10 protein-coding genes are annotated in these 13,703 nt (G+C 47.2%); 5 read left to right on the forward strand and 5 right to left on the reverse strand.

Annotated features, from left to right (window positions below; translation table 11 throughout):
• Positions 1-146: 146 nt before the first annotated feature.
• Together csaA and udk are read right to left on the reverse strand one after the other, a co-directional pair.
• On the reverse strand, positions 147-476 hold the full coding sequence (gene csaA / locus MKY01_RS01305) for a chaperone CsaA (protein ID WP_062837691.1): 330 nt from the start codon (positions 474-476) through the stop codon (positions 147-149).
• Between the two features lie 112 nt (positions 477-588).
• Complete coding sequence (gene udk / locus MKY01_RS01310) at positions 589-1,221, reverse strand: uridine kinase (protein ID WP_017691162.1); 633 nt, start codon at positions 1,219-1,221, stop codon at positions 589-591.
• Positions 1,222-1,533: 312 nt separating this feature from the next.
• Between udk and MKY01_RS01315 the strand changes: the two genes are divergently transcribed.
• The 4 genes from MKY01_RS01315 (at position 1,534) to MKY01_RS01330 (ending at position 6,906) form a co-directional block, all read left to right on the forward strand.
• Positions 1,534-2,379, forward strand: a complete 846-nt coding sequence (locus MKY01_RS01315; RefSeq protein ID WP_339285081.1) for a PRD domain-containing protein — start codon at positions 1,534-1,536, stop codon at positions 2,377-2,379.
• Between the two features lie 126 nt (positions 2,380-2,505).
• Entirely contained in the window at positions 2,506-4,434 is a 1,929-nt protein-coding gene (locus tag MKY01_RS01320) for a beta-glucoside-specific PTS transporter subunit IIABC (protein ID WP_282319699.1), read from the forward strand.
• A 48-nt stretch (positions 4,435-4,482) separates the two neighbouring features.
• Positions 4,483-5,940 carry a family 1 glycosylhydrolase gene (locus MKY01_RS01325; RefSeq protein ID WP_036674654.1) on the forward strand — a complete coding sequence of 486 codons (1,458 nt, stop codon included), beginning with the start codon at positions 4,483-4,485 and terminating at the stop codon, positions 5,938-5,940.
• 6 nt (positions 5,941-5,946) lie between these two features.
• A complete protein-coding gene (locus tag MKY01_RS01330) occupies positions 5,947-6,906 on the forward strand; it encodes a 2-keto-3-deoxygluconate permease (RefSeq protein ID WP_282319698.1) in 960 nt (319 codons plus the stop codon).
• Positions 6,907-7,010: 104 nt separating this feature from the next.
• Here MKY01_RS01330 and MKY01_RS01335 read toward each other — a convergent pair whose 3' ends face one another.
• Entirely contained in the window at positions 7,011-7,694 is a 684-nt protein-coding gene (locus MKY01_RS01335) for a type 1 glutamine amidotransferase domain-containing protein (protein ID WP_074093101.1), read from the reverse strand.
• Between the two features lie 383 nt (positions 7,695-8,077).
• Here MKY01_RS01335 and MKY01_RS01340 point away from each other — a divergent pair, with 383 nt between their 5' ends.
• The gene (locus MKY01_RS01340; protein ID WP_282319697.1) at positions 8,078-8,542 is read left to right on the forward strand and encodes a hypothetical protein; all 465 of its coding nucleotides are present in this window, start codon (positions 8,078-8,080) and stop codon (positions 8,540-8,542) included.
• Between the two features lie 114 nt (positions 8,543-8,656).
• Here the strand turns inward: MKY01_RS01340 and MKY01_RS01345 are convergent, their stop codons facing one another.
• The gene (locus MKY01_RS01345) at positions 8,657-11,677 is read right to left on the reverse strand and encodes a DEAD/DEAH box helicase (RefSeq protein ID WP_282322247.1); all 3,021 of its coding nucleotides are present in this window, start codon (positions 11,675-11,677) and stop codon (positions 8,657-8,659) included.
• A gap of 5 nt (positions 11,678-11,682) precedes the next feature.
• Positions 11,683-13,461 carry a hypothetical protein gene (locus tag MKY01_RS01350; protein ID WP_339285084.1) on the reverse strand — a complete coding sequence of 593 codons (1,779 nt, stop codon included), beginning with the start codon at positions 13,459-13,461 and terminating at the stop codon, positions 11,683-11,685.
• Positions 13,462-13,703 lie beyond the last annotated feature (242 nt).

The following is a 13,703-nucleotide window of genomic DNA, read 5'->3' on the forward strand; positions in this document are numbered from 1 at the left end:
ACACAAAAAAAGGCCACGAATCCGCAGATTCATAGCCTTATGCTTTAAGGTTTCCAACATATGTAGTTCCATCAATAATCAATAAATCAAGAATACTCGATTTCCAAACATTTGAAAAGCCCATATTCTTCTTACTCAAAATAAAGTCAGGCTATCGGTGTTCCATTAGGTAATGGACTATCCGGTGTGAGCAAGACAACATCGCCTTCACCGGGCACGCCGCCCAGCACAAGCACTTCGGAGACAAAACCGGCAATCCGGCGAGGTGGAAAATTAACTACAGCAACGACCTGTTTGCCAATTATCATGTCAGGGGTATAGCGCTGGGTGATCTGAGCACTGGAACGTTTCAGGCCAAGTGGTCCGAAGTCGATCGTCATTTTAATAGCGGGTATGCGAGCCTTGGGGAAGGGTTCGGCTTCCACCACGGTACCAACCCGGATGTCATGCTGCATGAACTCTTCAAAAGTAGCCATAGGGGTAGATCTCCTTTCAACTATTGGGGATTATTATAAATGAAAAATCAACAAAAAATCCAGATTACGCTGTATCGTAACCTGGATTTCTGTTGTGGTGCTTTGTAGCTAGTTAAGCCCCATTCCAATTCTCTCCGGTGAGGTATTTCTCAGTGAGGATGGATAACATCTGAATGCCTACTTCATTATGTCCGCCTTCTGGAATAATGATATCAGCATACTTTTTGGATGGCTCGATAAAAGCATCATGCATCGGTTTTACCGTTTCGAGATATTGTTTGTATACGGATTGGATCGTGCGTCCGCGTTCTTCAATATCCCGCAGTACTCTCCGCAGAATCCGCACATCGGAATCGGTATCAACAAATACTTTGATGTCCATCAGACTGCGAAGATGTTCGTCGATCAGCACATGCAATCCTTCTACAATGACAATATGGTTCGGTGCCAGTTCAACCGTCTCATTGGCAGCACGGTTATCTATGGTGAAGTCATATACGGGGGCATACGCCGCTTGGCCTTTTTTCAACAGGGTGAGATGCTCAATCAACAGATCATTATCGAATGCAAACGGGTGATCGTAATTGGTGAGTCGGCGTTGCTCAGGTGTGAGCTGCGACTGGTCTTTGTAATAATTGTCTTGGGATATAAACGTAACCTTACCTGATCCCAGACGGTCTATAACGGAGCGAGCTACCGTCGTTTTACCGGAGCCGGTTCCTCCGGCGATACCAATGATGAGCATGGTTGTTCCATAAGCCTCCCTAGAATGGCAGCATAATCATGAATAAAGGGCACTGATCCACAATCGATTCAGCACCTTTACCCACATGTCTGTCTGTGAATACACAATTCCTTCATTGTACCACAGCGCTTTGTTTTTTTCATCTGCTTTGCAGAGCCATGTTTCCCTAAGATTGGATGATTGACTTTTTCGAAAACAGCACTATAATAAACTTATATTCATAACACGGACTGTTACTGGGGAAACCAGGCATGACCGAATTCGATTGCTTTACTGTAATCGCTTTCGGTCTTTTTTTATTTTTGTTGGGGGGTGAGAACATTGAAGGTTATCAAGAAAGTAAACAATAACGTAGCCATCGCTATTAATGAACATAACGAAGAGGTTTTTGTCGTAGGTAAAGGGGTCGGATTTCTGAAAACGCCCTATGAGCTGACGGAGACGGACTTGGTGGAAAAAATATTTGTAGCACCAAAGAACATCCGTATGTATGACCTGCTGAACAGTATTCCGATTGAGGATATTTATCTCGCAGAGGAAGTCATCAAGCTGGGCAGTCAGATCCTGAATAAAACATTTAACCCGAATCTGCTTCTCACCCTGTCCGACCATATCAGTTTTGCATTAACCCGAACCAGAGAAGGTATCCGTATCAAAAACCCGCTGGAATGGGAAGTGCGGACACTCTATCCGGACGAGACCCGGGTGGGGGAGGCTGCGCTGAAGCTGATTCAGGAAAAAATGGATATCGCTCTGCCAGCAGCCGAAACAACATTGATTGCTCTGCATTTTGTTAATGCACAGGTTGGATCGGGAGAGATGACGGATACCACCAAGGTGACTACAGTTACGGGAGAGATCCTGTCCGTGATCAAATATGCGCTCAAAATTGACTTTCAGGAGGATTCCATCCATTTCATGCGCTTTGCCACACATATCCGGTATTTCATTCTGAGGCAGATGAGCGGTAAGTCCCTCAAGGATGAGAATGAATCGCTGTTCCTGATGGTGAAGGAGAAGTTTCCGAAAGAACTGGCTTGTGTGGAGAAGATTGCTGATTTCCTGAAAAATAATTACGGCTGGACCTGTTCGGATGATGAAAAATTATATCTGATTCTGCATATCCAACGATTGATCTCAAATGAACCAACGGAATGAACTAACCGAATAATCCATATTGGACTGTTACTGATTCGATCAGGCATGACCAAGCGTAGGGAATGACGATTCCCCGGCTTGGTCATTTTTTATATATCCAATTTATTCATGTAGAGGAGAAGGGTCATGAACAACAAAGACTTGGCTAAAAACGTACTTGATCTCGTTGGCGGCGAGCAAAATATATCGGGTCTGACACACTGTGCAACCCGTTTGAGATTCGTTTTGAAGGATGATAACAAAGCAGACCTCAAGGCGCTGGATCAGCTCGAAGGCGTGCTCAAGGCACAAAATTCCGGTGGACAGGTCCAGGTTGTTATCGGTGCCAAAGTAGACGCGGTATATAGTGAAGTGAAGAATCTAACTTCTGACAAGATTGGAGAGCTTACGGAGTCTACAGATAGTGGACCGAAAAAGAGACGTAACCCCGTCAACGTAGTGCTTGAAACCATCGCAGGTATATTCACGCCTGTTCTGCCAGCACTTGTTGGTTGTGGGATGATCAAATGTTTGGCTACCGTTATAACTGCCATGGGTTACCTGGAAGGCTCCGGTTTCCTGACGATCATTAACATGATCGGGGACTGCATTTTCTACTTCATGCCGTTCTTCCTGGCTGTCAGTGCAGCAAACCGTTTCAAAACCAATCCCTATTTGGCGGTAGCTCTTGCTGCGGGACTAATGCATCCAACCATTTTGAACGCTGCGGCTCAGATTGCTGAGACGGGTGTAAATAGTATTGATTTTCTCGGCATGCCGATTCTGTTGATGAAATATTCCTCTTCCGTCATTCCAATCATTTTGGCGGTATGGATTATGAGTTATGTGTATCCAATTGTTAATAGAGTAATTCCCAAGTTCTTGCAGGTCCTGCTTACCCCAATGATTGTTTTGTTCATTATGATTCCAGTGGAATTAATCGTGCTTGGCCCAGTAGGTTCATATATCGGTGACTGGTTGACGAATGGCATTAACTCATTGTTCTCAACCGCAGGTGTTCTTGCAGGTGCGATTCTTGGATTTTTCAAACCGATCATGGTTATGTTCGGTATGCACTATGCCATCATGCCGATTCAGGTTCAACAAGTGGCTACACTGGGCGCAACCGTGTTGTTACCAACGGCACTAGCGGCGAATTTGGCTCAGGCTGGAGCAGCCTTTGGTGTGTTTGTCCTAACGAAGAGTAAAACGATGAAATCAGCGGCTGCTTCGAGTGGATTCACCGCTTTATTCGGGATTACCGAGCCGGCGATCTATGGTGTAACGCTGAAATACAAACGTCCGTTTTTCGCAGGTTGTCTGGCAGGAGGATTAGTTGGTGGATTCTACAGCTTGGTGCATACAACAGCGAATGCAATTTCACTTCCAGGTGTATTGGCAATTGGCACGTATTCATCGGATCGTTACATGTATGTCGTTATTGGTTGTGTTGCCGCAGTTGTACTCGGGTTTGTATTCACGCTGTTGGCTGGCATCAAGGAAGATACTGAAGGAAGTAAATCAAAGCAGCAAGCTACGAATAAAGTAAATAGCAATCAGACAGTCGTTGCCACAGAGGTAACTCCAGCATCCATATCATCACTGACAACCACATCTTCTGACATGCTTATCGTTAGTCCAATGACAGGAGAGATCAAGCCGATCTCTGAGGTAGAAGATCAGGCATTTGCACAAGAGTTAATGGGTAAAGGCATTGCAATCGTTCCGACAGATGGCAAGGTATATGCTCCATTTGACGGGGTAGTCGAAGCACTTTATCGCACCAAGCATGCCATCGGATTGAAAGCTGCGAATGGTGTCGAGATCCTGATTCATATCGGAGTGGATACCGTCAGTCTGAAAGGGAAATATTTTAACGCCCATATCGAACAGGGACAGACAATCACGGCTGGGGATTTATTAGTGGAGTTTGATCCAGAAGGCATTACGTCAGCAGGATATAACACGATTACATCGATTGTGGTAACCAACATGCAACAGTATGGAGACGTACTGACCACAGCGACCAGCGGCCCGATTCGGGAGAGCGAAGCGCTAATGAAGCTGATCCCTTAAAACTTGAAATAAGACCTTAATAACACGTAATAACAGGAGGAAACTAAAATGACGAATTCCAATTTTCCAAAAGATTTTTTATGGGGCGGTGCACTGTCTGCCTGTCAGGCCGAGGGAGCTTATAATGTGGACGGCAAGAGTCTGACCATCCCTGAAGTGATGAAATTTAACGAGAAGAACGACCGCAAAGTGACCAAGCAGATCAGAGTGAATTGGGAGATGATTGAAGAGGCCAGGAATGACCCGGATACCGTGAAATATCCGAAGCGCCGGGGAATCGATTTTTATCATAACTTCCGTGAGGATATCGCCTTGTTTGCTGAAATGGGCTTCAAAGTATTCCGTTATTCTATTTCATGGGCCAGAGTATTTCCAGGTGGCGACGATGCCGCTCCGAACGAAAAGGCACTAGAGTTCTATGATCAGGTTATTGATGAATGTCTTAAACAGGGTATGGAGCCCCTGATCACCATCAGTCACTTTGATACACCAATTGTACTGATGGACAAGTTCGGAGGATGGTATAACCGCAAGCTGATCGATCTGTATGTGAACTATTGTGATGTGTTGTTTAATCGCTACAAGGGCAAAGTGAAATATTGGGTGACATTCAACGAGATCAACATGAGCGTGAAAGCATCGGCCAAAACGCTGGGAATCATTGATTATGATGCTCCAAATTATGAAGAAATGCTGTTCCAGGGGCTGCATCATCAATTTGTAGCTGCGTCCAGAGCAACCAAGATGGCTCATGAGATTGATCCGAATAACCAGATCGGAAGTATGGTGGCTTATTTTACAACGTATCCTTACACTTGCAAGCCGGAGGACGCACTCCAGATGCAACAGGATGATCAGATGAAAAATCAGTTCTATCTCGATGTGCTCAATAAAGGCGAGTACCCTTACTATAGTAAAACGTATTTCAAAAACAAGGAGATCCAGCTGAATATCGAGGATGGCGATCTGGATAGCATTCGCGCGCACACGGCTGATTTCGTGGGGATGTCGTATTACAACTCGATGATTTCCAGTAGTGATACCGAACAACTCGAACTAACGGCAGGCAATGTACACAGTGTATATAAAAACCCGCATCTGCCCGCTAACGAGTGGGGTTGGCAGATTGATCCCATTGGCCTGCGGTATACGCTGAATCTCGTCTATGATCGGTATCAAAAACCTGTCTTCATTCTGGAGAATAGCTCAGGTTTCTACGATAAACTGAATGAAGACGGAACGATCAACGATCCTTACCGGATTGATTTCCTGAGCAAACATATCGAACAGATGGGACTCGCCATTGCGGATGGGGTCGAGGTGTTGGGATACACGATGTGGGGGCCAATCGACATGATCAGTTCAGGGACTTCCGAGATGAGCAAACGGTACGGATTTATCTACGTCGATCAGGACGACTATGGCAATGGTACGCTGAAAAGATATCGTAAGGATTCCTTCTTCTGGTATCAAAATGTGATCCGTACCAACGGAGCAGAACTGTAACGCACCATGAACATTTTGGGTCGTATCCAAAAAATACCCGGCGGCTTGCTGATTGTTCCTATGCTGGCCGCCGCGGTCATCAACACGGTGTTTCCATCATTTTTTCAGATCGGAGATCCAACAACAGCGCTGTTCACATCGAGCGGTACCATGGTGCTGATCGGTATGATTTTACTGATATCAGGAACACAGCTTAACTTGTCACAGCTTCTGGTGACCTTGAAAAGAGCAGGAGTGCTCTGTATCTCCCGTATCCTCATCAGCTGCCTGTTCGGCTGGGCGTTTGTGCACTTTTTTGGCATAAGTGGGGTTGGAGGAGTGTCTGCGGTAGCCTTCATTGCCGTTCTGACCAGTTGTAATCCGGGATTATATCTGGCCTTGATGAACACGTACGGAGATGATGTGGATCGTGCTGCGTTTGGTATTCTGAATCTGATCGCCGTACCGGTTATTCCGGTCATGATATTGAATTCGGCAAGCGGTGTCGGTATCGATTATCTCAGTGTACTTGCTACGCTAGTACCTTTCTTCATCGGGATACTGCTTGGTAATCTGGATAGCAACATCCAGAAGATGTTTGCTCCGGGAACACTGATTCTACTACCTTTTCTAGGTACCAGCTTTGGGTCCAATATTGATCTGCGTATTGCATTTCAGTCCAGTCTGTCCGGTTTGTTGGTCACGGTGTTATTTTTGCTGATCTGCATGTTGCCGCTCATTGGAATCGATCGCACGATATTAAGACGACCCGGTTACGCAGCGGCTGCGACATGTTCGGTTGCTGGATTGTCCATGGTGGTGCCTTCGATGGCTGCCGGGTTCAATCCGGCGTATGCGCCATATGTAGACACAGCTATCGCTCAGATTGCGTTTGCCGTGATCCTGACGTCGGTGACAGTGCCTTATATCGTGAAGCGTTTGGCTGGCGGAACAGCAACGGAAGCTTCTGCTTCGACAAATCACTAGAAAAAAACAGCATGTGTTCTGTCAGATTATGACGGATCACGTGCTGTTTTAATTTGTTCATCTATATGATCTCCTGGGGGAGGAGAGGGATCGATCGGTTTATTTTACAGACCCAGCAGTTGTTTAACACTTTCAGCTACAGCTTTGCTAGATTGCGGATTCTGTCCTGTGACCACGCGGCCATCTGTTGTGACATAGGAACTGAAGGCAGCAGCTTTATCATATTGTGCAGCGCGTTCTCTCAACGCATCTTCCAGCAGGAAAGGAACATACTCGGTTTGTTGAGCCAATGTTTCTTCTTCATTCGTGAAGCCGGAAACGGTTTTGTCGTTGATCAAAAGCAGGCCGTTGGACAGCTTCACATTCAACAGGGCTGTAACCCCGTGGCACACGCCGGATACAACGCCACCTTTTTCATAGATATCACGAGAAAGCTCTTGAAGTTCGGCATTGTCCGGGAAATCCCACATTGTACCGTGACCTCCTGTGAAGTAGATTGCATCGTAGTCACTCGCGTTTACTTCGCTAGGTTTCAGCGTATTTTTCAATTGGTTCATGAACGTTTCATTTTCGAAATAGGCTTTGGTGCTCTCATCCAGAGAATCGCCGAGGCTTTTCGGATCAAGAGGTACGTTACCACCTTTAGGGCTAACCAGATCGATCTGAACATTGTCATTATGGTCAAACTCTTCAATAAAGTGAGTTGCTTCGCTCAGCCACAAGCCAGTAGGCTCGTCCTTTGTTGCATACTTATCTACATTTGTTAGAACAACCAGTATCTTTTTCATATTAAAACCTCCCGTAAAATATATAACATAAATTTATAATAAATATCACAAAATTAAATTGTGTAAAATATATTATTAAATATAACATAACCATTTTCTAAAGTAAAATCATGAACGTATCGTCAATCTCCAATGTGACTTTCAAGCGTTGGAGTAAAGAACAAACTAGTCGTAGTAAATATACCCGTAAGAATGCACTTTTACTTATTATGCCCTGCTTAATTTACTCAAATTGTAAGCGGAGGTAGGCGGGTGTAAGGGAAATCGAGATTAATTCAAATTTGAAGTTAATTTGATTGTACAACTAGTTCTTTTGATTTAGAATGGCGGAAGATGCCAACAAAAAACTGGTACAAATTACATATATACTTGGAGGAACATTCATGAAACGTTCAGGCAAATTTTTCGCTTCAACAGTGGTTGTTGCTGTTGCTGCAGTATCCATCGTCTCTTCAGCTTCAGCGAGCACAGTTTCAGTCTCCAACATCTCTGGCGTAACACCTATCAACATTAGCAGTATGGATATCGAAACGGCTTTGATGATGGTTCAGAGCGAACGCGCCAAATTGCTGGATGCGCAATTGCAAACGCAAATCCAGGAAGTACAGAACCGTAATCAACAGATCGCGGAGTTGAACTCTCAATTGCAGGTAGCCCAGCAAAACGGGGATGAAGCAGCTGTTCAAAAGCTGAAAGGCCAAATTGATGCAGCGGGCAATTCCCAACAGATGGACATGCTTCGTCTGCAGTCCATGTCCAACAAGCGCAATGAAGCGTTTGATGTCATGACGAACTTTGTCAAAAAAATGCAGGATTCAAGATCATCCATCATCGGTAACATGCGTTAAGAACGGATGATTAACTGCTACAACAACACAAAAAGAGCGAAGCCGGAATTCAAATTCCGAAACTTCGCTCTTTTTGTATTTCTCTTTTTTATGATATATCTCATCTAATCCAAGTTAGCCTGACCAGTCACGCCGCCGAGTGAACAGATCCTGCAACTCATCCGTGGACAATTCGGTAATCCAGTTCTCAGAGCTTGTGATGATGTTATCGCTGAGCTGCTGTTTGCTCTCCAACATCTCGTCGATCCGCTCCTCCAGTGTGCCAAGAGAGATGAACTTATGCACCTGAACATCCTTGGTCTGACCCATCCGGTAAGCCCGGTCGGTGGCTTGATTCTCAACAGCAGGGTTCCACCAGCGATCAAAATGAAAGACATGATTGGCAGCCGTCAGATTCAATCCCACACCGCCTGCCTTGATGGACAGAATGAAGACGGACGGTTGCTTATCCTCAGGCAATGTACGGGATTGGAATTCCTCAATCATACGATCCCGTCCCGTTTTGGACGTACCCCCGTGCAGATATAGCACAGGTTCCTGCAACTCCTGACGCAATACCTGTTGCAGCATCTGACCCATACCGATGTATTGGGTGAAAATCAGGCATCGCTCGCCCTCGTCCCGTAATTCGCGGACAAGTTCCATCAGTCGTTCCAGCTTCGCGGAGCGACTAATCAGAATCGCCATATCCTGCGGGCTGTACACGTCATAAGCAGATGTCAATGCGCCGTCTTCGGGCAGTTCCTCTGGCAAGGCTTCTTTGGTCAGCAGAAGTGGGTGATCACACAGCTGCTTGAGCTGGGTTAACGCCGATAGAATGGCACCTTTGCGCTTGATGCCTTCCAGCTCTTTCATTTTATCCATTAGGGCCTGTACGGACTGGTCATACAATGCACTTTGTTCGCCCGTAAGGTGAATGTAAGTCTTCATCTCGTTTTTGTCCGGCAGATCTAGCTGGATATTGGGATCTTTTTTCTTACGGCGTAGCATGAATGGTTTCACCAATTGCTGTAGATCCTGCATGCGCTGCTCATCTTTATCTTTTTCAATGGCACTGATGAAGCGAGTCTGGAATGCCCGGGCGTTGCCCAGATATCCTGGATTGATAAAGTCATAGATCGACCACAGCTCGGATAACCGATTCTCGATCGGCGTACCTGTCATGGCAATGCGGTGTTTCGCAGGGAAGCTGCGGACAGCCAGCGACTGTTTGGTCTGAGCATTCTTGATATTCTGTGCTTCATCGAGACAGATGCATGACCACGTATAGGTTTGTAACATCTCCTGATCCAGTGTAGCCGTAGCAAAGGACGTGATAATAATATCCACCTGCTCGGTCTGATCCCGGAATTCTTCTCCACTTAATCGGCGTGCGCCATAATGCAGACTGACATTAATGGAGGGTGCGAAGCGGCTAATTTCCTTTTGCCAGTTGCCCAGTACGGAGGTTGGGCAGATCAGAAGAACCGGGGCTTGTCCCGGCTTACGTGGTTCATGATCCTTGATGTGTAACAGATACGTGATGAACTGAATGGTTTTCCCGAGACCCATATCATCGGCAAGACATGCCCCAAGTCCGAATCTGCGCAGGAAACCAAGCCATGCAAAACCTTCCTTCTGATACGATCGCAGCTCGGCATGAAGCCCTGTCGGAATGGGCAGGGAAGGTGCGCCGCCTTGTCCGCCCCCGAGTTGTGCAATAACCCGGTTCAGGTGCTCATTCAGTTCTACTTCCAGCCGAATGTTTTGATCATCCTGTGGTTGCTGCTCTTCCTCGGTTTGTTGTCCTTCCTTCCATTTCTGGTTGCGATATTCCCGTTGCTCATTGTGTAGCAGATGCAGGTGCAGAATATCCTGGAATGAGAGTCCCTGTTCCCGATCTACACCGCCCATGGCACGACGTATCTGTTCCAGCAGATCGGGGTCGAGAGGAACCCATTCTCCACGGAAGCGAACCAGTCGTTCATTACGGGCAACAAGGTCGGCGAACTCATCTTCGCTGAGATCGGTGTCACCAATCGCAATTCGCCAGTCAAAATGAATAATCGAGTCCAGTCCAAAGAATGACTGTCCCCGTTCACTGCCTTCCTCCGGCTGCACCTTAGCACGCAGCTTTGGTTTCTTCTTACGGGCTGCTTCCCACCAACCAGGCAGCAGAACTTGCCAGCCCGCTGCGAGTAACCGCCCGCTATCCTGCGTCAGGAACTGCCAGGCTTCCTGATCTCCCAAAGGATCACTCAGCACATCCCGCCTGCCGCTAATGGAGCTTCCAAGACGCGGCAGATGTGCACGCAACTGATCCAGCCATCCGGCGGAGCGATCCAGAATGAACGGTGTCCATACCTCTGGCCATTCGCCTTCAAGTCTGCCCCGTGAATCCAGCATGACGGGCACCAATACAGCGGCATCCAGCTTGTTCTGCAACACCAATCGCAGCCGCCAAGATGGCTCATCCTCGTCCGGCTCCTGCAATTGCAGCATGGGTCTGAATGGTGCGGCATCTGCTTTCCAGCCAATGGATACGAGCCAGGACTGAGCATCCATCCCGGCTGTCTTGGGTAGAGTGCCGCGCTCTGGGAACAACTGCGGGAATTCACGCCGCAGATCCGTTGCAGCTTCTTCCGAACTGTACCAGCGCTGGAATACAAAGGCGGAATAGGCCGCCCCAAGTCCTTCGACATAACTCTCGTCCGTTTGCTGAACCGCTTTGGTAAGCGATGCCCGATCCTGCTTTTTCAAGCTATCCGGGTCCCAGGTCCACTGAAGCTGTCCTGCACGGTATGCCTCGAAGCTAGGTACGTATTTTCGTTTCTCTATGGAGGATGCCAGTGCTGGAGCTAGTCGAATCAGATGTTCCGCTTGTTCGTCCCACTTCCATTCAATATGAAGCAGCGTATGCATCTCGGCAAAAAAGGGAATCACTTCTTCCGCAGGCAGAACAACCAGCTCAATCTCCTCAATCTGCCGAACTTCCAGTTCGGTCCCGTAGAAGGAAGGCGCATGCCAAGCGAACAATCGCTGCTTAAGCGACTGTCCCGGTACAAAGTGGTGTGTGTTGAGTGCTCCGTAAAACAAAGCATCACCATATCCGGTTAAAGCGACGTGAACCTCAATCGTTTCAGTGTAAGGATGAATTAAGCTCATGAGATCAGTTTACCTTTCCGAAGCTCTTCCTGCAGGGCGCGCAGTCGACTGTTACGAACAGCGAGTGTGGTGATGAATTGCTCCCAGTGCGCTTCTTGCTTCATTTTTTTATAGATTTTGGACAGACGTTTCAGCAGCTTCACGGCTGCTTTGTACCCGTCCCTGTTTTTGTGTCCGATATAACGCTCCACTGCCTGATGATAGAAGGGAAGTAGCAGCTCAGGTGCATCTTTTTCGATTGGTTGCAGCATCGCTACGCGGAATTCGAGAGGTTCCGTTCCCGTACTCAGCTGAAAATCAATCCATCTGCGCCACTGTCCACGCGAATGCATAGCATCCTCGTAGGCGGGGCGGGAGTGGGGAAGCATACTGACAAGCGTGTCCCACATACGGTTCTCTGCATCGGGCAGATGTTGAATGGCCGTATCCCATAGATGCATGTAATCATTCAAAGGTGTATTACGCCGATTCGCCAGAAGGGGGCCAAGTTGTACCAACCAATCCCCAAGTCGCTTCCATTCAGCCGAATCTGCGAGTATATGGAGAAAATGCAACAGTTGTTCTGGCGGGAAGCCGTAGGCCGAGCTTCCATGGATGAGTCGCTGCCATGCCTGATCATCTTGCCCTAGATGGAAGTGCATCCAGCTCTGCGCGAGTATGAGTGGTAAAGGCAGTGTTACGGCTTTGCCTGGTCTATCACTACTACTTCCGTTATTTTGAGCGCTACCCAAGACACTCCCACCTGACTGGGAAGGTGACGAAGCGGCGGTTATATTGCGTTCTATATCATCTAAGATGGCCTGTTCCGACACTAACATGTCCCGCGACCCTTGCAGCTCAGGTACGATCCAGTTCAACCACAGTTGTCGATAGATCGGAGTGAAGAACATCATGCTGGCTGTCTCAGTCATCATCTGTTTACGTAAATAAGCTGAGGTTTCAGACAGTCTGTTCCAAAGTTGTTCAAGCTTGTTTCCCTTTAGACCTGACAGGTCTAGCGGATGGTTAAAGATCCGTTCAATGTCTTTCTGAAGTGCATCCACCGCGAGCTGGGCAGGGTAGCTCAAGTACACGGGGGTATGAGTGATTGAATTACGAGCCGGCGGCACGCAGAATCGGATGAGGTGCAGCTGCACATGTAGTTCAAAAAGTTGGTCCATTGCAGCGGACAGCCTTGGTTTAATGGCATACAGCTCGTCCGTTGCTTCCTGTACGTAGGATGTGCTTGCTGTGCCAGTACCCAGCCGTCTCAGACATGAGTGGAATAGTTCGTGCCATTCCGAGATTTCGAGATCAGCAAGCTCTGTTGCACGTTCCTTGATCTGGCTGTATTGGTTGTTCGGAATGTCCATATCCTGTTGTTCATCGGCATCTGCATAGCTGGATATTCCTGCGGACATGGCCCCGACGGGTTTGGTCGTTTGTTTGAGTGCAGTACTGGAGTGCGCATTCACAATCGCATGCACAGGTCGCTCCAGTTGCTCGGCATAACTCATTAATACAGCCGTCATATGTTTGCATACGGAACTCACCGGGCAGGTACAATGACTTGTAGTCAGGGATTGCATGCTTAGTGTGACCTCGTACTCTTCCGATCCTTGTACAACGGCCGAGATCCCTTGTTGTTCGGAATAGGTTAATGGTCCGACACGTTTCTGTTTATAATATTGGAATCCGCGCATGATCGTCAGGTTATTAAAATGCTCTGCAACCTGCCTGATCAACTGTTGCCACTGCGCATCATCCATCCTCATGTTATTCGGTATGTTCATCATTCCATCTCCTGGGGTAAACATAGGTTCAGTAATCACCACGTCTATGACGTGATGTTGTAAATTTGTTGTATCCATCATATCAGTTATGAGCCAATCCGTGCATGGGTTATGAAGAATTTGAAGTTATTTTAGACCAACTGGAATCAGGATGAACACGTCGGTTCTGCTGGCGGCTGACATGCAAGAATGCACCATATTGTGTATGCTTATGGTATGTATTCCTATCAGGAACGATGCAGGCC

It is taken from the genome of Paenibacillus sp. FSL R5-0486 (assembly GCF_037975155.1).
In the GTDB taxonomy this organism is placed as follows: Bacteria; Bacillota; Bacilli; order Paenibacillales; family Paenibacillaceae; genus Paenibacillus; species Paenibacillus amylolyticus.

Bases quoted from the DNA above. Each gene is read 5' to 3' on its own strand.
- MKY01_RS01325 (WP_036674654.1), top strand. From the start codon at position 4,483: ATGACGAATTCCAATTTTCCAAAAGATTTTTTATGGGGCGGTGCACTG.
- MKY01_RS01340 (WP_282319697.1), top strand. From the start codon at position 8,078: ATGAAACGTTCAGGCAAATTTTTCGCTTCAACAGTGGTTGTTGCTGTT.
- MKY01_RS01335 (WP_074093101.1), bottom strand. From the start codon at position 7,694: ATGAAAAAGATACTGGTTGTTCTAACAAATGTAGATAAGTATGCAACA.
- MKY01_RS01320 (WP_282319699.1), top strand. From the start codon at position 2,506: ATGAACAACAAAGACTTGGCTAAAAACGTACTTGATCTCGTTGGCGGC.
- MKY01_RS01350 (WP_339285084.1), bottom strand. From the start codon at position 13,461: ATGATGAACATACCGAATAACATGAGGATGGATGATGCGCAGTGGCAA.
- MKY01_RS01330 (WP_282319698.1), top strand. From the start codon at position 5,947: ATGAACATTTTGGGTCGTATCCAAAAAATACCCGGCGGCTTGCTGATT.
- udk (WP_017691162.1), bottom strand. From the start codon at position 1,221: ATGCTCATCATTGGTATCGCCGGAGGAACCGGCTCCGGTAAAACGACG.
- csaA (WP_062837691.1), bottom strand. From the start codon at position 476: ATGGCTACTTTTGAAGAGTTCATGCAGCATGACATCCGGGTTGGTACC.